The organism is Brevundimonas lenta, assembly GCF_014196335.1.
Classification (GTDB): Bacteria; Pseudomonadota; Alphaproteobacteria; order Caulobacterales; family Caulobacteraceae; genus Brevundimonas; species Brevundimonas lenta.
On sequence record NZ_JACIDM010000003.1, the window covers coordinates 563,706 to 584,375 of the forward strand.

Genomic DNA, 20,670 nt, shown 5'->3' on the forward strand with positions numbered 1-20,670 from the left:
CGTGAGGCCCGAACCTTCACGCGCCTCGGCCGGGGTGCTGCGCTTCCTGCCGGGGATCGCGCTGAGCGCCCTCGTGGGCGGGGCGGCGTGGACGGTGGCGAGGGCAGAAGCGACGCTGTTCGGACAGGCGTGGATCGAGGGCCTGGTGCTGGCCATCCTGATCGGCGCGGCGCTGCGGCTGGTGTGGACGCCGTCCGACGTCTGGCTGCCGGGCATCCGGTTCAGCGCGCGGACCCTGCTGGAGATCGCCGTGGCCCTGCTGGGCGCGACGGTCAGCGGCGCGGCCGTGGTGGCGCTGGGGCCGTGGATGCTGCTGGCCATCGTGGCCGTGGTGGTGCTGGCGATTGTCGGAGGGTTCGCCCTGGGACGCGCGTTCGGCCTGCCGCCGGCGATGGCGCTGCTGGTGGCGTGCGGCAATGCGATCTGCGGCAACTCGGCCATCGCGGCGATCGCGCCGGTGATCGACGCCGACGGCGACGACGTGGCCGCGGCGATCGGCTTCACCGCCGTACTGGGCATCGCCGTGGTGCTGCTGGTGCCGGCGGTGGCGGCGCTGCTGGGGTTCGACGCGGTGAAGACCGGGGCGCTGGCGGGGCTGACGGTCTATGCCGTGCCGCAGGTGCTGGCGGCCGCGGCGCCGGCGGGCGCGCTGGCGATCCAGACGGGCGCGGTGGTCAAGCTGGTGCGGGTGCTGATGCTGGGGCCGGTGTGTCTGGTGCTGGCTCTGATGAAGTCGAACCGGCCGGGCGCGACAGGGCCGAAGCGGCCGTCGCTGCATCAGATGGCGCCATGGTTCATCCTGGTCTTCCTGGCGCTGATGGGGCTGAGGTCGCTGGGCGCCATTCCGGAGGTGCTGCTGCCGCCGATCGGGACGACGGTGACTGTGCTGACCCTGATCGCCATGGCGGCGCTGGGCCTGGGCGTCGATCCGCGGGCGGTGATGAAGGCGGGGCCGCGGGTCGCGGCGACCGCCGCCCTGTCGGCGCTGATGATCGGCGTGCTGGCCCTGGGAGCGATCGCGGTGCTGGCTACGCTTTGAGCGAGGCGAGGACGCGGGACGGCTGCAGCACCCGCTCCAGCGCGCCGGCGGCCAGCAGGCGGTCGACCGCGGCCGCGTCCCTGATGGCCACCCGCGACCAGTAGAAATCCCGCGCCCTGTCGTCGTCGCCGGACAGCACCGCGTCGCGGGCCTGGAGATGGAACGGGCCGATGGAGGCGACGATGTCGTACTGGCCCCACCACTGATCGGGGAAGGCGCCCAGCAGCTCGTATTTGGCGCGGAAGGCATCGTAGCCGCAGCAGGCGTAGTGCAGGATCGAGGCGCGGTTGCTGACCACGCGACGCGCGGGGCGGGCGGGATCGTCGAAATCGTGGACGCCCATCGGCTCGAGCCCCGGGACGTCCAGCCGCACCGCAGCCTTGCCGTTGGTGTAGAGATTGAAGAGCGCCTCGCGGAAGCGCGGCACGCCGGCCAGCGCCGCCTGCAGGACGGCGGGCCGGGGGCTGGCGTTGAGGCGCGGGAGCGGGACCTTGAACAGGGTCACCTGCGCCATCGGATCGCTGAACGCCTCCTGCTCGGGCAGGGCTTCGTGGTTGGGATAGATGACCACGTCCGCCGCCAGGTTCGAGAGCTGGCGGAAATGGGCGTCGGCCCGCTGGTCGCCGGGGAAGAAGAGCTCGTCCACATCGATATGGAGAAGCCAGGCGCAGCCGTCGGCACGCGCCCATTGCATCGCCATGGCGGCGTTGAGGACCTGGCGGGCCATGACCTCCTGATCGATGGAGGCGGCGACGGAGGCATGGACGGGCAGTTGCGACCAGGCTTCGCGCAGCGCCGGGTCATGACGAACGACGGTGACGCCCGGAATATCGGCCACCCGATCGGCGTCCGGATCGGCCGGATCGTCGAACACCAGATAGATCCGCGCGAAGCCGATCGTGCGGTGCCAGGCGATGAAGGAATCCAGCAACGGCCCCGCGTTGCGGAGCGTCGTCACGATGGCTGGACCCGCGGGCGGGCGCTGCGCTTCCCCGATCATCAGCGTGTCTTACCTGACAGACCGGGGCGGGCAATGGCGGGGTGGTGCGGTTCCTGCTGGTGTTTGCAGGTGCGAACCTATAATAGGCCCGCGCTCCCCTTATCCCGCCTCAGGAACGCGGCACGCGCCGCGCCATTCGTCATGAACCTCCGTAACGTCGCCATCATCGCCCACGTTGACCACGGCAAGACCACGCTGGTGGACCAGCTGCTCGCCCAGTCGGGCGTGTTCCGAGCCAATGAGGCGACGACCGAACGCGCCATGGACTCCAACGACCAGGAGAAAGAACGCGGCATCACCATCCTGGCCAAGGCCACCTCGGTGCTGTGGCACGGCAAGGCCGGCGAGACCCGGATCAACATCATCGACACCCCCGGCCACGCCGACTTCGGCGGCGAGGTCGAGCGCATCCTGGGCATGGTGGACGGCTGCGTCATCCTGGTGGACGCCGAAGAGGGCGTCATGCCCCAGACCAAATTCGTGCTGACCAAGGCGCTGAAGATGGGCCTGCGTCCCATCCTCTGCATCAACAAGGTCGACCGCGCCCACGCCGACCCGGACCGGGTGCACCTGGAGACGATCGAGCTGTTCGAGGCCATCGGCGCCACGCCCGAGCAACTGGACTTCCCGCACATCTACGCCTCGGGCCGCAACGGCTGGGCGACGCTGGACATGAACGTCCCGTCCGACACCCTGGCCCCGCTGTTCGACATGATCGTCGACCACGTCCCGCCGCCGGCCGTGCAGGCGAACAAGGACAAGCCGTTCCAGATCCTGAACGTGCTGATCGAGTCCGACCCGTTCCTGGGCCGCATCCTGACGGGCCGCATCGAGAGCGGGAAAGCCGTTCCGGGCATGGCCATCAAGGCGCTGGACCGTGACGGCAAGCAGATCGAACAGGGCCGGATCACCAAGGTTCTGGCCTTCCGCGGCCTGAAGCGCACGGCCCTGGACGAGGGTTCGGAAGCGGGCGACATCGTCGCCATCGCCGGCATGTCCAAGGCCACCGTGGCCGACACGCTGTGCGCCCTGGAAGTCACCGAGGCCCTGCCGGCCCAGCCGATCGATCCGCCGACCATTTCGATGACCGTCTCGGTCAACGACAGCCCGCTGGCCGGTCGCGAAGGCGACAAGGTGCAGTCGCGCGTGATCCGCGACCGCCTGCTGAAGGAAGCGGAGGCCAACGTGGCCATCCGCGTGACCCAGACCGCCGGCGCCGACGCCTATGAAGTCGCCGGCCGCGGCGAACTGCAGCTGGGCGTGCTGATCGAGAACATGCGCCGCGAAGGCTTCGAAGTGTCCATCTCGCGTCCGCGCGTGGTCTATCAGACCGGCGAGAACGGCGAGCGCCTGGAGCCGATCGAGGACGTCATGATCGACGTCGACGACGAGTACACCGGCGTGGTCATCGAGAAGCTGTCGACCCGCAAGGCCGAGCTGAAGGACATGGGCCCGTCGGGCGCGGGCAAGACCCGCATCCAGCTGATGTGCCCGTCGCGTTCGCTGATCGGCTACCAGGGCGAGTTCCTGACCGACACGCGCGGTTCGGGCGTGCTGAACCGCGTGTTCAGCCACTACGAGCCGCACAAGGGCACCATCGAGGGCCGCCTGAAGGGCGTGCTGGTCTCGAACTCGGACGGCGACACGGCGGCCTTCGCCCTGTGGAACCTGGAAGACCGCGGCGTGATGTTCGTCGGCGCCGGCGAGAAGACCTATCAGGGCATGATCATCGGCGAGAACAGCCGCTGGGACGACCTGGACGTCAACCCGATCAAGGGCAAGCAACTGACCAACGTCCGCGCCTCGGGCAAGGACGAGGCCGTGCGCCTGACCCCGCCGCGTCGTCCGTCGCTGGAACAGGCCATCGCCTATATCGAAAGCGATGAACTGGTCGAGGTGACGCCGAAGTCGATCCGCCTGCGCAAGGCCGTGCTGAACCCCTCGTTCCGCAAGAAGCGCGTCCGCGAGGACTAAGCCTCACGCGAGCGATCGCTGGAGATTGTCGGGCCGCAGCCTTCCGGGTTGCGGCCCGATTGCTGTCCGACAAGGCGTTCGGCGAGCCGAAATCGGCCAATCCGGGCAGACCCAGGGTCATTTCGGGGCGGGCGAAACAAACCGAAACATCGGGTGTTTGCCTGTTCCTGCGAGCTCAACTCCGCTCGCGTTGATCAAGGCTGACATCATGCGAAAGACCGCGCTCCTCACTGGCGTCGCCGGCCTGTTCCTCATGACCGCTCCCGCGTTCGCCCAGGACAGCACGGCCCCGCAAACCCCGGCCCCCGCAGCGGCGCCGGCGGCTGAACAACCCCAGAGCCTGACGCTTCAGCCGGGCGCGACCGTCCGCGGCGCGGACGGCAGCGAACTGGGCAAGCTGGAAGGCGTCCGGCAGACCGAAGCCGGCCAGGAACTGACCGTACGCGGGGCTGACGGCGCCCTGCGCGGCGTGCCGGTGGCAGGCATCTCGCAACAGGGCGCCGACGTCGCGGTGGCCTGGAACAACAGCCAGTACCTGGCGGCTCCGGCCATTCCGGGGGCGGCCCCGGCTGCGGCTGAACCGGCGAACCCGGCCGAGCCGGCGACGCCGGCCGATCCCGCTGAACCCGCCACTTCGCCGTCGGCTGCAGAGCCGCCGGCCGCCGGTGAAGCCAAGCCGGACGAACCTGGCGCCTGACCGCCCGATCAGGCGACAGAAAAAGGGCGGCTCCGCAGGGAGCCGCCCTTCCCTTTTGTCAGATGGCCGGCCGGATCAGGCCCGACGCTTCACCAGTCCCAGCAGGAACAGCAGGATGATGGCGCCGAGGGTGGCCACGATCGTCGAACCGATCCAGCCGCCCCACGAGAAGCCCAGGGCGTTGGCGATGAAGCCGCCGATCAGCGCGCCGACGATGCCGACGATCAGATTGGTCAGCAGCCCATGGTTTCGGCCCATGATCTGTTCGGCCAGCCAGCCGGCGATAATGCCGACGATAATCCAGAAAATAATGCTCATTTTCGCTCCCTTCCTCAAAAGCAACGGTCGGCGAGTAAATGCGCCGCAGGGCCTCCGGTTGCCTTGACCGTAGAGAACGACGTTTTCCTGCAATCCCCCCTGGGGCGAGCCCGGCACGGCCCTTGCCGCGTGAAGGGCGAGCCGTCCCGCTTCGGGACAGGCCGTGAAGAGGGGAAATCGGGATCATGGCTTCGGACATCGACCTTCACCTTGGACGCCGCCTGCGTCGCCGCCGTCGCCTGCTGGGCCTGACCCAGCAGCAGCTGGCCATGCAGGTCGGCATCCGTTTCCAGCAAATCCAGAAGTACGAATGCGGCGCCAACCGCATCTCGGCCGCCCGCCTGTGGCAGCTGGCCGAAGCGCTGGAATCGCCGGTCAGCTATTTCTACGACGGTCTCGAGGAGGCCATCGAGCGCAAGGAGGCCGCCAATCAGGGTGGCGAGATGTTTTCCCGCAAGGAAACGCTCGACCTGATCCAGGCCTACTACCAGCTGGGCGAGCGTCCGCGCCGCCGTCTGCTGGATCTGGCGAAGTCGCTGCATGCCGAGGGCGAAGCGGCCTGATACGCGGCCAGGGTCGAGGGTCGCGGGTCCAGGGACGAGGGTTGAGGCGACGGGGGCGGGTCTGAGTTCTTGACTCGACCCTCGACCCTCGCCACTCGACCCTTCCATGACCGAGTTCGAGCTGTTCGCCGTCGACCTGGCCCGCGAGGCCGCGCGCGTCTCCCTGCCGTATTTCCGCGGCGCGTATGAGGAGATCGACAAGGGCGGACCGGGGGCTTTCGACCCGGTCACCCAGGCCGACCGCGAGGCCGAGGCCGCCATTCGCCGATTGATCGAGGCCCGCTATCCGGACCACGGCGTCATCGGCGAGGAGTACGGCGAGGACCGGCCGGACGCCGAACACGTCTGGATTCTGGACCCCATCGACGGCACGCGCGCCTTCATCGCCGGCCTGCCGCTGTGGACCAATCTGATCGCGCTGCGCACGGGCGGACGCCCGACCGTGGGCGTGATCGGCCAGCCGTATCTGGACGAGATCTTCATCGGCGGCCCGTCGGGTGCCCGGATGCTGAAGGGCGGCGCGGAGACGCCGCTGGCGACGCGGCCATGCGAGCGGCTGACCGACGCCGTGATCGCCACCACCGACCCCGACCTGTTCACCGGCGCAGAGCTGGGATCGTGGACGCAGGTGCGCGCCGCGGCGCGGCTGGCCCGCCTGGGCTGCGACGCCTACGCCTACGCCATGCTGGCGGCCGGGCGGATCGACCTGGTGGTCGAGAGCCAGCTGAAGGTGTGGGACTGGTCCGCCCTGGTCCCGGTGATCGAGGCCGCGGGCGGCGAGGTCACCAACTGGCGCGGCGAGACGCCGGACGGCAGCGGCCAGATCCTGGCCGTCGGCGACGTGCGCATCCGCGAGCAGGCGCTGGTGACGCTGCGGCGCTCGTCCCTTTAGGTCGAGGCGAAATCAGGCCGCGGAGGGTTCCGGAGAGCCTGAGGGGAAGCCGAAATCGGTCGCGGCGGGAGCCGCCGGAGCCGGCTGCTGGGCGGCCGGGGACAGGTCCTCGACCGGCGAGACGTAGGCCGCCATGGCGTCGAACTCCTCCAGGAAGACCGCGCGCTTGTCGTCGGTCTCCATGATGACCTCGTGCTTGGCGCCCGGGGCCTCGACGTAGCGGCCGCGGCCGAGACGTTTGGCGGCCCATTTGTTGGTCTGTTTCCAGACGCGGTCGTCCTCGGCGGCCTGAACGATGGCGACCGGAATCTTCACCGACTTCAAGGCCTTGGGCTTGAGCGCGCGCTCGCCGGCGTCGAGGCCGAAGGCCAGCCAGCCCCAGGTCGGGCCGCCGACGGCGAGGTGCGGGCAGGCGTACAGCTGCTGGCGCCATTGCTCGTAGCGGGTCTCGTCCGAGGTCAGGGCGTCCTTCTCGAAGGTGTGGTCGAAGGGGTCGTCCGGATTGTCGAGGACGTAGTCGCCGGCCTTGCCGTGGCGCAGGTTCCAGCGGACAGCCAGCTTGACCGACCACATCGACCGCTTGCCGGTCCTGATGCGCAGCATCGGGCTGGACAGGAGGGCGCCGGAGAAGCGCTCCTCGCCGTTTTCCAGCGTCATCAGGTTGAGCACGCCGCCCATGGAATGGCCAACCATGACCCAGGGCTTGGGCGCGCGGGTCTCGAAGGCGTCGACCAGGCGGGCGTAGTCGTCGAGGAACTCCTCGACCGCGCGGGCGTGGCCCTTGAGACGGTCGGGCAGCAGGCGGGCGGACAGGCCCTGGCCGCGCCAGTCGTGGGCCAGGACGCACCAGCCGCGGGCGAGGAAATTGCCGATGACCTCGAAATATTTCTCGATCGGCTCGGTGCGGCCGGGGCTGAGCACGACGGTGCCGCGCGGCTTGCGGGCGACGAGGGCGGAGGGCGTCCAGAAGGCGGCGCGCAGGCGCAGGCCGCCGGCGCCGCGGAACCATTCGCCCGCCCCGCCCGGAGGCGAGGACGCGCCCGGAACCCCCATCAGGGGCGCGTTGGCGGCGTATGCGGCGGCTCGGTTCACTCGGGCTTCCTGAACTTCAAGGTCATGCGGTCGCTTTCCCCGATCTCGTCATACTTGGCGCGATCGAAGTCAGGGTCGGGAGTCTCGCCCCGCGGCGCGCTGCGGCGCTGCGGCGGCAGGGTCTCGACCCCGAACGGATGATCCTTGGTATCCCTTTCATTCGCGTTGATTTCCGAGGATCCGACGAAGGCGAAGCCGGCTTCGGCCGCCAGCTGCTTCACGAAGGCTTCCTGGACGTAGCCGTTGGCGGCCGCTGGGTCCTGATCCTCATCCGGACCGAGGCGATGTTGTTCGATGCCGAGGATGCCGCCGGGGCGCAGGGCGGCGTAGGCGTCGGCGAAGGCCTTTTCGGCGATGCCGGCAGCCATCCAGGCGTGGATGTTGCGCATGAACAGGACCAGGTCGGCGGTGCCCGCCGGGGCCACGGGGCCGGACGTCGGCCCGAACTGGGTCAGTTCGATCTCGCCGTACAGGGGGCGGTCATTGGTGAACCGCTCCTCGAAGGCGCCGGTCAGGGCCACCTGGGCGGGATCGGCGCCGGGGCCCGTCTGGAAGCCGGCGGCGATGTATTTGCCTTCGCCCTCAGCCAGATAGGGGGCGAGGATTTCGGTGTACCAGCCGCTGCCCGGCCAGAAGTCGACCACGGTCATGCGCGGCTGAAGGCCGAAGAAGCGCAGCGTCTCCATCGGATGACGGGCGGCGTCGCGGGGCTTGTCCTGGGCGCGCCAGGGACCGGCCACGGCCCACTCCAGCGAACCTTTCGGCGGGCCGTCGGGCGTGGGAGGGGGCTCGGCGGTCTTTTCCTTGCCACAGCCCGCCAGCGCGAGCAGGGCCGACGCCGCGACGCCGGACAAAACGCCCCGGCGCGACGGCGACAGTCGCCAGCCCTCAGTCGAATCACTCATGCACGTCCCCCGTCGGGCGATCCTGCACGTTTTGGACCGGCCCCGGAACGTCGGGATTAACCCTGTTCCCCTGAACGGTCAAAACGGCCATCGCGTCAGTCCGGCTTGCGGAATCGCAGGGTCATGCGGTCGCTCTCGCCGATGGCGTCGAGCTCGGCGCGTTCCTGTTCGGTCAGCGGCGTGGCGCGATCGAGCGCATTGCCCTCGCGCGGCGCGCTGGTGCGGACCGGCGGCAGGCTCCAGACGCCGAAGGGATGGTCGCGGTCATCCTTCGGATTGGCGTTCAGCTCGCTGCGGCCGTCGAGCACGAAGCCGGCTTCCTGGGCGGCGTGGATGACGTAGCTTTCCGAGACATAGCCCCATGGCGCGGTCTCGTCGGGGTTCAGACCCTCGGCGCTGCGGTGCTGTTCGATGGCGAGGACGCCGCCCGGCTTCAGCGCCTTGAAGAAGGCGGCCATGTAGGGGGCGGTGCGGTCGCTGCGGTGCCAGTTATGGAAGGCGCGGGCGACGACGATCATGTCGGCGGTCCCGTCCTCGACCCCCATGCCCTCCAGCGGGCGATTGACGGCGACGTAACGGCCGCCGGTGGCGGCGGCGTAGGGCTCGAGGATGTTGCGCCACCAGCCGGCGCGGCCGGGCTCGATCTCGACGACCGTCAAATTGGGATGCAGGCCCCAGAAGGTCAGGGTTTCGAAGGGGTGGCGGTACGGATCGCGGGCGCGGTCGGCGGCGGGGCGGCTTTCCGAGGCGACGATGCCCTGAAGGACGGTGTCTTCCTGCGGAACCGGCGGCTCCATCGCCGCGCGGCGCGCCGTGCGCTGGGCCGCGGTCTCGTCGAGGCCGGGAAGCGGCGGAAGGCTCTGGGCCGCGGCCACGGCGGGCAACAGGAGTGCTGTGGTCACGGCGAGGGCGATCAGTCGCATCGATGCTTCCTTGTGAGGGGCCTTTTGAGCCGGCGGCGAACCCTGACGGCGAGCGGCGCGGGGGGCAAGCCGCATCGCGTCGGACGCGACACGATCACGCGGACTTGACGATGCATCGCCGCTTCCCATCTGAGCTCTCGAGGACGCCGACATCGGGTCCTCCGGAGCGAGCGGGGCCGATCACGGGCCGCACGATCCGAACTCCCACCGCCGGTCCGGGCATCAAACGGCGGGACCGGCTCAACCTTGCTGATCCTCAGGAGGATGACCCATGCGTACCTATGATTTCTCGCCGCTGTACCGTTCGGCCGTCGGTTTCGACCGTCTCGCCGGTCTGCTGGAAAGCGCCGCGCGCACCAGCCAGGAAAACGGCTGGCCGCCCTACAACATCGAGACCACGGGCGAGAACGCCTATCGCATCGAGATCGCCGTCGCCGGCTTCAAGCCCGACGAGCTGAACATCGAGGTGAAGGAGAACCTGCTCACCGTCACCGGCCGCAAGACGGCCAACGATGACGCCGGCGCGGAGCGCAACTACCTGCACCGCGGCCTGGCCGAGCGCGACTTCGAGCGCCGATTCCAGCTGGCCGACTATGTGGTGGTGAAGGATGCGGACCTGGTCAACGGCCTGCTGTCGATCGACCTGGCCCGCGAACTGCCGGAAGCGCTGAAGCCCCGCCGCATCGAGATCGGCGCCGGCAAGGCGTCGAAGCCTCTGATCGAGGGCAAGAAGGCGAAGGCGGCCTAAACGCCGCTACAGTGAGAGCCTGATGAAGGGGCGGCGCGTTGCGTCGCCCCTTTTTCGTGGCCGGTCAGGGCTGGATTTCGAGGCCGCGCGCGCCAGTGGTGATCGCGCCCTTCAGCACGGCCTGACGCAGACAGGCGCCGCGCAGGGTGGCGCGGCTGAGATTGGCGTCCGTCAGGTTGGCGCATTTCAGATCGGCGCCCGACAGGTCCGCGCCCTTCAGGCTGGCGCCCGTGAGGTCGCAGGGCAGCAGACGGTCGGCGGTGATGAGCAGCGGGCCCAGCTGGGCCTCGCGCATGTCGGAGCCGCTGAGCAGGGCCCGGGCCAGACGCGCGCCGCGCAGGTCGGCGCCCTTTAGGTTGGCGGAGCGGAGGTCGGCGTCCTCGAGATGGGCGCCCTGAAGCTGCACGCCCTCCATGTCGAGGCCGTAGAAGATCGCGCCCTTGGCCGACAGGGCGGTGAGGTTGTAGCCGCGGATCGAACGCAGGGCGCGCAGGTCGACGCCGTCGAAGACGGAGGGCCGGCCGGCCGCGCCGCCGGTCTCGCACCACTGGGCGTGGTCGGCCAGCATGTCGGCGGCGGGCATCTTGCCCACGGGCGCGCCGGACGAGCGGTCGTCGGTGAGGGCGCCGGAGAGATCGGCGCCGTCGGTCCGCCACATGGCCGATTTGACCCCGACCAGCACGGCCTCGCGCAGGTCGGCGCCGGTCAGATCGGCGCCCGAAAGGTCGGCCCCGGCGAGGTCGGCGCCGCGGAAGCTGGCCTGCTTCAGGTTGGCGCGGACCAGCTTGCAGTCCTTCATGATCGCGTCGGAGAAGTCGGCGGCGACGGCGACCACGCCGGTCAGCTTGGAGCGTTCGAGATTGGCGCCGGCGAGGCAGGCGCCCTGGGCCTGGGTGTCGCGGCTGGAGCGGGCCTCGATGACGCGGAAGCCGAGGCGGGAATCCGCGGCGGCGATGGTGCCCTCGCGCAGATCGGCCTCGAACAGGTCGGCGCCAGTCAGGTCGGCCCCGCGCAGGCAGGCGCCGCGCAGGTCGGCGCGCCGCATGCTGGCGTCGACGAGGACGCACTCCTGCATGTCCGCGCCGAAGAGGATGGCGTTATCGAGCTTTGCCCCGCTGAGGTCGCAGCCGATCAGGCAGGCGGCGGAGAAGTCGGCGTCAGCGAGATTGCGGTTGACCAGCGAGAGGCCGGACAGGTCCATCCAGGCGAAGACGGCGCGGGCGCCGCCCGGCCGGGCCTGCCACAGGCGGTCGTGCCGGGCGCAGATGGCGTCCAGCTCTTTTTGATCGATGCGCCTTCTGGCGACGGCTTGGGCGGTGTTCCCCGACATTGACCCAGAATGGCACGCCGCCGCTTAAGGAAGAGTGAGGAACGTCACCAGAATGCGTGAGGAATCAGCGGGTAATCAGGCGGTCAGCAGACCCTGTTCGCGCAGCGCGTCGGCCAGTTCGCCGGGCCCGACCCAGACACGGGTGTAGCCGGCCTCGCCGAGGCGTTTCAGCTCGGTGGCCAGGTCGGCCTTGGCCGAGGCGGCGAAGCGGGCGTCGAACCCCTCGCCGTCGTCGCTGATGCGGACCAGGGGGCGGCCGGTTTCGACGCGGTGCAGATAGCCTTCGTAGAGAACCGAGGCCTCCTGGGCGAGCAGACCGGTCTCGACGTCCAGGCCCGCCTTGCGCAGACGCTCGACGCCTCGGCCCGAGGCGAAGGGCGAGGGATCGACGGCGGCGACGACCACGCGGCTGACGCCGGCGTCCATCAGGAAGTTGGAGCAGGACGTGCGGCCCGACGAGCGGGCGCCGCACGGCTCCATGGTGACATAGGCGGTGGCGCCGCGGGCCTTGTCCCCGGCGGCGGGAACGGCCTGTTCCTCGGCGTGGGGACGACCGCCCGGAGCCGTGGCCGCCTCGGCGACGACCTCGCCGTCCTTGACGACGACGCAGGCGACCGCCGGGTTCGGCCAGGTCTGGCCCATCCGCGCCTTGGCCAGGGCGATGGCCCGGCCCATGAAGCGGATGTCGTCGGAGGTCTGCTGCGCGCTGGTCATGTCAGGCTTCCGGCAGGGGCGGCAGGGGCTGGGCGCGGTCGGCGTCGAGGTAGCGGGCGGCGACCGGGGTCAGGTTCGCGTCGAGATCGATCTCCAGCGGATTGCCGGTGGGGATTTCGACGCCGACGATCTGGTCGTCCGGGACGTTGAACAGGTGCTTCACGATGGCCCGCAGGGAGTTGCCGTGGGCGGCGATCAGCACGTCGTCGCCGGCCTTGAGGCGCGGGGCGATGGCGTCGTTCCAGTAGGGCAGGACGCGGTCCAGGGTGGTCTTCAGGCTTTCGGTATCCGGAATGTGCTGGCCGGCGTAGCGGGGATCGTGGGCGAAATCGAACTCGCCGCCCGGGGCCAGCGGCGGCGGCGGGACGTCGTAGCTGCGGCGCCAGATTTTCACCTGATCGTCGCCGTGCAGGGCCGCCGTCTCGGCCTTGTCGAGGCCGGTCAGGCCGCCGTAGTGGCGCTCGTTCAGGCGCCAGTCCTCGACCACCGGGACGTCCTTGAGGCCAGCCGAGTCCAGCGCCAGCGCGCCGGTGCGCTTCGCCCGGGTCAGGACGGAGGTGAACATGACGTCCGGATGGAAGCCGGCCGCCGCGATCTGTTCACCGCCGCGCCGCGCCTGGGCCTCGCCCTCGGCGGTCAGGTCGACGTCGACCCAGCCGGTGAAGCGGTTTTCCAGGTTCCACTGGCTCTGGCCGTGGCGCAGCAGGATCAGGCGGGGCATCAAGGTCTCCGATGGCGTTCGGGACGGGGGTAGGCCCGGGCTCCGGACCGGTCAAGGTTCGCTCGCCGCTACGCCAACGCCGCACCCAAACCACCGTTCCCGCGTTGTTGTGGCCCTCCGACGGCCTGCTATACCGGTCGCCCCGCTTCAGGACCCGATCATGATCAAGCCGCGCCAGGACCTTCGCCCCAACACGGCCGAGTACGAGACCGTGCCGCTGGTGAAGCCCACCGGGTTCCGCGAGTACGACGCGCGCTGGATCCTGGACAAGGAGATCAACCTGCTGGGCATCCAGGCCCTGGGCCTCGGCCTGGCGACCTACGTCCACGAGATCGGCCAGCGGAACAAGATCGTGGTCGGCCACGACTACCGCTCATATTCGCTGGCCGTGAAACAGGCGCTGACCCTGGGCCTGCTGGAAGGCGGGATGGACGTGCTGGACATCGGCCTGGCCCTGTCGCCGATGGCCTATTTCGCCCAGTTCGACCTCGCCGCGCCGTGCGTGGCCATGGTCACCGCCAGCCACAACGAGAACGGCTGGACGGGGGTGAAGATGGGCGCGCAGCCGCCGCTGACCTTCGGCCCGGACGAGATCGGCCGCCTGAAGGAGATCGTGCTGAACGCCGAGGGCATCGTCCGTGGCGGCGGCACCCTGACCCGCATTGAGGGCTTCCGCGAGCGCTACATCGAGGAAGTCAGCCAGGTGAAGTTGAGCCGGCCGATCAAGGTGGTCGCCGCCTGCGGCAACGGCACGGCGGGCGCCTTCGCCCCCGAGGCCCTGCGCCGGATGGGGGCCGAGGTGATCGAGATGGACGTCGAGCTCGACTACACCTTCCCCAAATACAATCCGAACCCCGAAGACCACGCCATGCTGGTGCAGATGGCGCAGAAGGTGCGCGAGACCGGCGCCGACCTGGCCCTGGGCTTCGACGGCGACGGCGACCGCTGCGGCGTGGTGGACGATACGGGCGAGGAGATTTTCGCCGACAAGATCGGCCTGATGCTGGGCCGCGATCTGAGCGCCCTGCACCCCAACTCGACCTTCGTCGTCGATGTGAAATCGACCGGCCTGTACAAGACCGACGAGGTGCTGAAGGCCAACGGGGCGGAGACCGTCTACTGGAAAACGGGCCACTCCTACATCAAGCGCAAGACGGCCGAACTGGGCGCGCTGGCGGGCTTCGAGAAGTCGGGCCACTTCTTCTTCAACGCCCCGCTGGGCCACGGCTATGACGACGGCATCGTCGCGGCGGGGGCGGTGCTGGCGATGCTGGACCGGAACCCCGGCAAGAAGCTCAGCGAGCTGAAGGCCGCCCTGCCCGACGCCTGGACCAGCCTGACGATGTCGCCGCACTGCGACGACGAGCTGAAGTACGAGGTGCTGGAGCGGATCGTGGCCGAGTACCAGGCCCTGGCCGATGCGGGCGGCTCGATCCTGGGCCGCAAGATCGTCGAGGCGATCACGGTCAACGGCGTGCGCGTGCACCTGGAGGACGGGTCCTGGGTGCTGGTCCGCGCCTCGTCCAACAAGCCGGAGCTGGTGGTGGTGGTCGAGAGCATGCGCTCGGAAGACGACATGCGCGCCCTGTTCCGCGAGGAAGTGAAGCCGCGGCTGGCCAAGTACGCCGAGGTCGGCGCCTACAATCAGGAGATTTGAGGGCTTTCGTCATTCCGGGCGGAAGCGAGCAAAGCGAGCTGCAGACCCGGAACCCGGCGGCGCGCGAGAGCGCGAACCTGTCACGCACGCAGCTGGCGGACACATCGCCTTCGCTTTGCTACGGCGCCGCCGGGTTCCGGGTCTCCGCTGCGCTTCGCCCGGAATGACGACAGCAGGGGGCGCGCCCGATGACGAATGCGTGGGGTCGGTTGAACCGTCCGCCTTGGCAGTACAGAAGCGAATGACGACCGGGAGCTTCCGTGGCTGACGACGACCAGCGCATCGCGATCATCGGCGGCGGGTTCTCCGGCGCCATGCTGGCCGCCCGGCTGGCCGAAGCGGGCGTCGCCTCGGTCCTGATCGACCGGACCGGGACCTTCGGGCCGGGACTGGCCTACTCCACCCCGTTCGAGGGCCACCTGCTGAACGTGCGCGCCAACCGCATGAGCGCGGTCGAGGGGCGGCCCGACGATTTCGTGGACTGGCTGAAGGCGAGCGCGGGCTGGCGCGCCGATCCCGAAGGCTTCGCGCCGCGGCGCTACTACGGCGAATATCTGCAGCACCGGTTGAACGCCGTCCGGCTGGCGCATCCCGGCCTGATCGAGCTGGTCACCGGCGAGGTCTCGGCGATCGAGGCCGATGCGGTCAGGCTGGCCGACGGGCGGCGGATCGAGGCCCGCGCCACGGTGCTGGCCACCGGCAATCCGGCTCCGAAGACGGCGCAGGGCGGTTCGCGGCGCATCATCCACGATCCCTGGGCGCCGGGAGCGCTGGACCGGATCGGAGCGGAGGATGCGGTCATCATCGTCGGCTCGGGCCTGACCATGATCGACATGGCCCTGTGGCTGGAGGCCAACGGCCGCAAGGGACCGATCCATGTGCTGTCCCGCCGCGGGCTGACGCCGCGCGCGCACGGCGAACACCACGACACGCCGGCGCCGCCGACAGACCTGCTGCTGGAGGGATCGCCCTCGCAACAGGTGGCCGAGGCCCGGCGGCTGGCGGCGGAGACCGGGAACTGGCGGGCGGTGATGGAGGGCCTGCGCCCCCTGACCGCACGGCTGTGGACGGGGGCCGATCCGAAGACGCGGGCGCGCTGGCTGCGGCACCTGCGGCCCTGGTGGGACGTGCATCGGCACCGGATCGCCCCGGAGGTGCAGGAGGCGATGGACAGGCTGGGGAGCCGGCTCGACATTTCGGCGGGCCGGGTGGAGCGGGTGGAGGCCGATGCGGACGGCGTCACCGTCCACTGGCGCCCGCGCGACGGCTCGGCGCAGCCGCCGCTTACGGGCGGCTGGCTGATCGACTGCACCGGGCCGGGGCATGCGGCGGCGCAGACCCCGCTGACCGGCGCCCTGATCGCCTCGGGCCGTGCACGGCTGGAGCCGCTGGGCCTCGGGCTGGAGGTGGCGCAGGACGGGCGCGCGATCGGCGTGGACGGGACGCCGGACGACCGGCTGTTCGTGCTGGGCCCGCCGGCGTTCGCGTCGTTCTGGGAGACGACGGCCGTGCCGGACATCCGCAAGCGGGTGGAGGGGTTGGTCGGGGTGTTGACGGCCGTTTAACCGCCTCCATGGTTTTGGGCTGAAACGGCAGACATCGTGGTCAGCCAGAGTCGAGACCTGGAACATGTTCAAAGAAATGATGCTCGCCGCCGTGCTGTTGGCGATGGCGGGGCAGGCGGCCGCGCAGGACGTGCATCAGGCGCGGGTCGATCTCGGTGAGCCCGCCCAAGGCTATGCATTCTACAACCGCCCCGGCGCGACGGTCGCCGAGCACAACGCCGAACTGGCCCGGTGCGCGGCGGACACCTGGTTCGGGGAAGACGGTCAGGAATTTCGTCGAATGGGCCTGGCGTATGAGCTGTTCTGGGGCGGGACGGCCCGGGCGGTCCCCGTTGTGAAAACCGAGAACTGCATGATCGCCCGCGGCTGGCGGGTGTTCGAACTGGAGAGCGCTGAAGGCGCGGCGGTCGCCGGGCTTTCGGGGGCGGCACTGGCTGAGCGGGCGGGGCCTTGGTTGGGCGCCGAAACGCCGCCGGGTCGGCTGGTGCGCAGCTTCACCAACCAGCTCGCCCGCCCGAACGGTTACGGCACGGCCTCACGCCCGAGACCCGCCAGCCCCGGCCACATCAGCCTGAAGATCTTCATGGAGGGCGACGCGAGCGTCGAACTGCCCCTGCTCGACCTGCGAGCGGTCTTCAAGCAGCCGCGGGCCAAAACGCTTCGCTGGCCGCAGCTTCCGGAGCCGGCGCCCGGCAACGCCATCGTCATCATGCGGCTGAGCGGCACGCACTACGCCCTAGCGTTTGAGCAGGACGTCGAGGACAGCGCCCCGCTCGGCCAATCCTTCGGCGCCATGCCCAGCCGAAACGGCCGCTGGGTCGCGGTCGAGGTTCCTGCAGGACGGTGGCGGATCGCGCGGATCCAGAGCCTGAATCTGTGCTTCGGATCGCCCGCCTTCGAGGTGGCGGCGGGCGAAGTCGTCTACGCCGGGCATTTCGACACGGCGGGAGCGCGGCTGGGGCCTGACCTGGACCTGGCCCCCGTGCGCGCCGCGGTCCAGGGCCCTGTCGTCGAGCGCCTTCGCCCGGCCGTCTATCGCAACGGCTCGACCGGTGACTGCAACATGCCGAACATCGGATATGCGCTCGAATTCCCCGGCGCGGAGTTCGAGCCGGGTTATCGCGGCGGCAGCGTAGCCGCCGCGCCGGCGCCCTAACCCGCCGCCTTCACCGCCGCGGCGACGTCGGAGACCACCGACTTCACCAGCTTTTCGTCGTCGCCCTCGGCCATGACGCGGATGAGTTTTTCGGTGCCCGAGGGGCGGACCAGCAGGCGGCCGACGCCGTCCAGGCGGGCCTCGGCGTCGGCGATGGCGGCAACGACCTTTGCGTCCTCCAGCGGCTTCGCAGCGGTGTAGCGGACGTTTTCCAGCTTCTGCGGCACGGTCTCGAACTGGCGCGCCAGCTCGCTCATGGGCTTGCCGCTTTCGACCAGCACGGCGAGGACCTGGAGGGCCGACATCAGGCCGTCGCCGGTGGTGGCGTAGTCGTGCAGGATGATGTGGCCGGACTGTTCGCCGCCGAGGTTAAAGCCGCCCTCGCGCATGCGCTCCATGACATAGCGGTCGCCCACTTTCGTGCGCTCAAGGGTCAGGCCCTCGGCCTGCAGGCGGCGCTCGAGGCCGAGGTTGGACATGACGGTGGCGACCAGGCCGCCGCCCTTCAGCAGGCCGCGTTTGGCCCAGTCGAGAGCGACCATGGCCATGATCTGGTCGCCGTCGATGACGCGGCCGTTCTCGTCGCAGATGATGACCCGGTCAGCGTCGCCGTCCAGGGCGATGCCGATGTCGGCGCGGTAGCGTTTGACCGCCTCGGCCAGGGTCTCGGGGTGGGTCGAGCCGCAGTTCTCGTTGATGTTGAGGCCGTTCGGCTCGACGCCGACGGCGCAGACCTCGGCGCCCAGTTCATAGAGGGTGGTCGGGGCGACTTTGTAGCCGGCGCCGTTGGCGCAATCGACGGCGATGCGCAGGCCCTGCAGGCTGAGCCCCTTGGGGAAGCTGGCCTTGGCGATCTCGACATAACGCGCCTGGCTGTCGTCGATGCGCTTGACCCGGCCGATGGCGTCGGCGGGCGCGAGGCCGGAGCCGAGGGCCTCATCCATCATCGACTCGATCTTCAGCTCGACGGCGTCGGACAGCTTGTAGCCGTCCGGGCCGAACAGCTTGATGCCGTTGTCGAGGTAGGCGTTGTGCGAGGCCGAGATCATGACGCCGATGTCGGCGCGCATGGAGCGGGTCATCATGGCCACGCCCGGCGTCGGCAGCGGGCCGAAGGTGCGCACGTCCATGCCGGCGGCCGAGAAACCGGCGACCAGGGCGGGCTCGATCATATAGCCGGACAGGCGGGTGTCCTTGCCGATGACCACGAGGTGGCGGCGGTCGTCCGACGACATGAACATCCGCCCCGCGGCGAGACCCACGCGCAGCGCCACTTCGGGCGTCATGGGATGGGTGTTGGCGCGGCCGCGAATGCCGTCAGTGCCGAAGTAGCGTCGTTCAGCCAAGCGTGGTCTTCCTCTGGTCGCGATCCGCAGAAACCTTGCGAAACCGCTTTTTAGGTGCATATCCGACCGCCTGTCGCCTACACCGGCGCCAGATTGTCAGGGTCCCGATTAGACCCTCCGGCGGTTGTGCGCAAAGCACGACGCTCCAGATTTCCGAGGACCTTCCATCCATGTGCGGCATCATCGGCGTGACCGGGACTGGCCCGGCGGTTCCCCGTCTGATCGACAGCCTGAAACGGCTGGAATACCGGGGCTATGACTCCGCCGGCGTGGCCGCCCTGGTCGACGGCAAGATCGAGCGCCGCCGCGCCAAGGGCAAGATCCGCGAGCTGGAGGCCGTGCTGGCCGCCGAGCCGCTGAACTCGACCATCGGCATCGGTCACACCCGCTGGGCGACGCACGGCGCGCCGACCACGACCAACGCCCACCCGCACAAGGCGGGCCGGGTGACCCTGGTCCACAACGGCATCATCGAGAATTTCGCCGAGCTGAAGGCTGAGCTGGCCGCCGAGGGCCACGTCTTCGAGAGCCAGACCGACACCGAGGTCGTGGCCCACCTGCTGGACCGCGAACTGGGCAAGACCAACGACCCGCTGGTCGCCTTCAAGGTGGTGCTGGACCAGCTGACCGGCGCCTATGCGCTGGCGGTGCTGATCGAGGGCGAGGACGGCCTGATCCTGGGCGCGCGCCGCGGCAGCCCGCTGGTGGTCGGCTGGGGCGAGGGCGAGATGTACCTGGGCTCGGACGCCCTGGCGGTCGGCCCGTTCACGCAGAAGATCAGCTATCTGGAAGAGGGCGACTACGTCGGCATCGACCGCGACGGCGCGCGCATGTTCGACGCCTCGGGCGCGGCGGTGACGCGTCCGATCGTGCAGGTCTCGGCCTCTTCGGCCCTGGTCGAGAAGGGCGAGTACCGGCACTTCATGGAGAAGGAGATCCATGAGCAGCCGGACAGCGTCCAGCACACCCTGTCGCACTACCTCGACTTCGTGAACGGCCGGGCCAAGCCCAACGAGGCCGATTTCGCCAACGTCGACCGCATCCAGATCGTCGCCTGCGGCACCGCCTTCTACGCCGGCCAGATCGGCCGCTATGCGTTCGAGAAGCTGGCCGGCCTGCCCTGCGACGTCGAGATCGCGTCGGAGTTCCGTTACCGCAATCCGGCCCTGACGCCGGGGACCCTGGCCGTGGCGGTCAGCCAGTCGGGCGAGACGGCCGACACCCTGGCCAGCCTGAGCTGGTGCAAGGCCGCCGGCCTGAAGACCGCCGCGCTGGTGAACGTCCATTCGTCGTCGATGGCGCGCGAGGCCCAGACCCTGTGGCCGACGCATGCCGGGCCGGAGATCGGCGTGGCCTCGACCAAGGCGTTCACCGCCCAGGTCGCGGCGCTGCTGGCGCTGGCGGTGTCGGCGGGCGTGCAGCGCGGCCGCATCGACGCGTCCACCGAGGCCGAACTGGTCAAGGCGCTGTTCGAGGCGCCGCGGATCATCGCCGAGGCGATGCGGATGGAGGGCGCGCTGAAGGAAGTCGCCCACGACATCTCCAAGGCCACGGACGTGCTGTTCCTGGGCCGCGGGGCGATGTTCCCGCTGGCCATGGAAGGCGCGCTGAAGCTGAAGGAGATCAGCTACATCCACGCCGAGGGCTATGCCGCCGGCGAACTGAAGCACGGCCCGATCGCCCTGGTCGACGAACTGACTCCCATCGTGGCCCTGGCCCCGATGGACGAGGTGTTCGAGAAGACCGCGTCGAACCTGCAGGAAGTCGCCGCGCGCGGCGGTCCGGTGATCATGATCGCGCCGAAGTCGGCCCCCGATCCGCACGGCGCCGGCATCCGCCGCGTCGACGCGCCCGAGTGCCATTCGCTGATCGCGCCGCTGGTCTATGCGATCCCGGTGCAGCTGCTGGCGTATTACACGGCGGTGCAGAAGGGCACGGACGTGGACCAGCCGCGCAATCTGGCGAAGTCCGTCACCGTCGAATAGCGGTTCACCGCAGCGCCCGCGCAGCAAGGGGGGCTACGAAGTTTC

The 20,670-nt window shown here is 69.6% G+C and carries 19 protein-coding genes; 10 read left to right on the top strand and 9 right to left on the bottom strand.

Going from position 1 to position 20,670, the window contains the following annotated elements; genetic code table 11:
- Position 1: 1 nt before the first annotated feature.
- The gene (locus GGR12_RS15850) at positions 2 to 1,039 is read left to right on the top strand and encodes a putative sulfate exporter family transporter (RefSeq protein ID WP_183205629.1); all 1,038 of its coding nucleotides are present in this window, start codon (positions 2 to 4) and stop codon (positions 1,037 to 1,039) included.
- Here the strand turns inward: GGR12_RS15850 and GGR12_RS15855 are convergent.
- Positions 1,029 to 2,039 (bottom strand): glycosyltransferase family 2 protein, encoded by a 1,011-nt coding sequence (locus tag GGR12_RS15855; protein ID WP_183205631.1) that lies wholly within the window; start codon positions 2,037 to 2,039, stop codon positions 1,029 to 1,031. The genes GGR12_RS15850 and GGR12_RS15855 overlap by 11 nt on opposite strands.
- Before the next feature lie 141 nt (positions 2,040 to 2,180).
- Here GGR12_RS15855 and typA point away from each other — a divergent pair, with 141 nt between their 5' ends.
- Positions 2,181 to 4,013, top strand: a complete 1,833-nt coding sequence (typA, locus tag GGR12_RS15860; protein ID WP_183205633.1) for a translational GTPase TypA — start codon at positions 2,181 to 2,183, stop codon at positions 4,011 to 4,013.
- A 208-nt stretch (positions 4,014 to 4,221) separates the two neighbouring features.
- Positions 4,222 to 4,710: a superoxide dismutase gene (locus tag GGR12_RS15865; protein WP_221212422.1), complete on the top strand. Its 489-nt coding sequence runs from the start codon at positions 4,222 to 4,224 to the stop codon at positions 4,708 to 4,710.
- A gap of 75 nt (positions 4,711 to 4,785) precedes the next feature.
- Here GGR12_RS15865 and GGR12_RS15870 read toward each other — a convergent pair whose 3' ends face one another.
- Positions 4,786 to 5,028: a GlsB/YeaQ/YmgE family stress response membrane protein gene (locus GGR12_RS15870; protein ID WP_183205635.1), complete on the bottom strand. Its 243-nt coding sequence runs from the start codon at positions 5,026 to 5,028 to the stop codon at positions 4,786 to 4,788.
- A gap of 176 nt (positions 5,029 to 5,204) precedes the next feature.
- On the opposite strand from GGR12_RS15870, the gene GGR12_RS15875 reads away from it, so the two are divergent.
- Entirely contained in the window at positions 5,205 to 5,591 is a 387-nt protein-coding gene (locus tag GGR12_RS15875; protein WP_183205851.1) for a helix-turn-helix domain-containing protein, read from the top strand.
- 106 nt (positions 5,592 to 5,697) lie between these two features.
- Complete coding sequence (gene hisN / locus GGR12_RS15880; protein WP_183205636.1) at positions 5,698 to 6,483, top strand: histidinol-phosphatase; 786 nt, start codon at positions 5,698 to 5,700, stop codon at positions 6,481 to 6,483.
- Between the two features lie 12 nt (positions 6,484 to 6,495).
- Here hisN and GGR12_RS15885 read toward each other — a convergent pair whose 3' ends face one another.
- The 3 genes from GGR12_RS15885 to GGR12_RS15895 form a co-directional block, all read right to left on the bottom strand.
- Positions 6,496 to 7,575, bottom strand: a complete 1,080-nt coding sequence (locus GGR12_RS15885; RefSeq protein ID WP_183205637.1) for an alpha/beta fold hydrolase — start codon at positions 7,573 to 7,575, stop codon at positions 6,496 to 6,498.
- Complete coding sequence (locus GGR12_RS15890) at positions 7,572 to 8,480, bottom strand: class I SAM-dependent methyltransferase (RefSeq protein WP_183205638.1); 909 nt, start codon at positions 8,478 to 8,480, stop codon at positions 7,572 to 7,574. Before GGR12_RS15890 ends, GGR12_RS15885 begins: the two co-directional genes overlap by 4 nt.
- Before the next feature lie 95 nt (positions 8,481 to 8,575).
- Positions 8,576 to 9,403 (bottom strand): class I SAM-dependent methyltransferase, encoded by an 828-nt coding sequence (locus GGR12_RS15895; RefSeq protein ID WP_183205639.1) that lies wholly within the window; start codon positions 9,401 to 9,403, stop codon positions 8,576 to 8,578.
- 271 nt (positions 9,404 to 9,674) lie between these two features.
- Between GGR12_RS15895 and GGR12_RS15900 the strand changes: the two genes are divergently transcribed.
- Positions 9,675 to 10,151, top strand: a complete 477-nt coding sequence (locus GGR12_RS15900; protein ID WP_183205640.1) for an Hsp20 family protein — start codon at positions 9,675 to 9,677, stop codon at positions 10,149 to 10,151.
- 64 nt (positions 10,152 to 10,215) lie between these two features.
- Here the strand turns inward: GGR12_RS15900 and GGR12_RS15905 are convergent, their stop codons facing one another.
- The 3 genes from GGR12_RS15905 to gpmA all read right to left on the bottom strand — a co-directional run bounded on the left by GGR12_RS15905 (position 10,216) and on the right by gpmA (position 12,916).
- Positions 10,216 to 11,481 (bottom strand): pentapeptide repeat-containing protein, encoded by a 1,266-nt coding sequence (locus GGR12_RS15905; RefSeq protein ID WP_183205642.1) that lies wholly within the window; start codon positions 11,479 to 11,481, stop codon positions 10,216 to 10,218.
- A 75-nt stretch (positions 11,482 to 11,556) separates the two neighbouring features.
- Positions 11,557 to 12,195, bottom strand: a complete 639-nt coding sequence (locus GGR12_RS15910; RefSeq protein ID WP_183205644.1) for a bifunctional diaminohydroxyphosphoribosylaminopyrimidine deaminase/5-amino-6-(5-phosphoribosylamino)uracil reductase RibD — start codon at positions 12,193 to 12,195, stop codon at positions 11,557 to 11,559.
- A gap of 1 nt (position 12,196) precedes the next feature.
- A complete protein-coding gene (gene gpmA / locus GGR12_RS15915) occupies positions 12,197 to 12,916 on the bottom strand; it encodes a 2,3-diphosphoglycerate-dependent phosphoglycerate mutase (RefSeq protein ID WP_183205646.1) in 720 nt (239 codons plus the stop codon).
- A 160-nt stretch (positions 12,917 to 13,076) separates the two neighbouring features.
- Here gpmA and GGR12_RS15920 point away from each other — a divergent pair, with 160 nt between their 5' ends.
- The 3 genes from GGR12_RS15920 (at position 13,077) to GGR12_RS15930 (ending at position 17,294) form a co-directional block, all read left to right on the top strand.
- A complete protein-coding gene (locus tag GGR12_RS15920) occupies positions 13,077 to 14,573 on the top strand; it encodes a phosphomannomutase/phosphoglucomutase (protein WP_183205648.1) in 1,497 nt (498 codons plus the stop codon).
- 260 nt (positions 14,574 to 14,833) lie between these two features.
- On the top strand, positions 14,834 to 16,138 hold the full coding sequence (locus tag GGR12_RS15925; RefSeq protein ID WP_343053297.1) for an FAD/NAD(P)-binding protein: 1,305 nt from the start codon (positions 14,834 to 14,836) through the stop codon (positions 16,136 to 16,138).
- Between the two features lie 76 nt (positions 16,139 to 16,214).
- Positions 16,215 to 17,294 carry a hypothetical protein gene (locus tag GGR12_RS15930; protein WP_183205650.1) on the top strand — a complete coding sequence of 360 codons (1,080 nt, stop codon included), beginning with the start codon at positions 16,215 to 16,217 and terminating at the stop codon, positions 17,292 to 17,294.
- On the opposite strand, the gene glmM is transcribed toward GGR12_RS15930, so the two are convergent.
- Positions 17,291 to 18,640, bottom strand: coding sequence for a phosphoglucosamine mutase (glmM, locus tag GGR12_RS15935; RefSeq protein WP_183205652.1), 1,350 nt, complete (start codon positions 18,638 to 18,640; stop codon positions 17,291 to 17,293). The two genes, GGR12_RS15930 and glmM, sit on opposite strands and share 4 nt — an antisense overlap.
- A gap of 170 nt (positions 18,641 to 18,810) precedes the next feature.
- Between glmM and glmS the strand changes: the two genes are divergently transcribed.
- On the top strand, positions 18,811 to 20,625 hold the full coding sequence (gene glmS, locus GGR12_RS15940) for a glutamine--fructose-6-phosphate transaminase (isomerizing) (RefSeq protein ID WP_183205653.1): 1,815 nt from the start codon (positions 18,811 to 18,813) through the stop codon (positions 20,623 to 20,625).
- Positions 20,626 to 20,670: the final 45 nt, after the last annotated feature.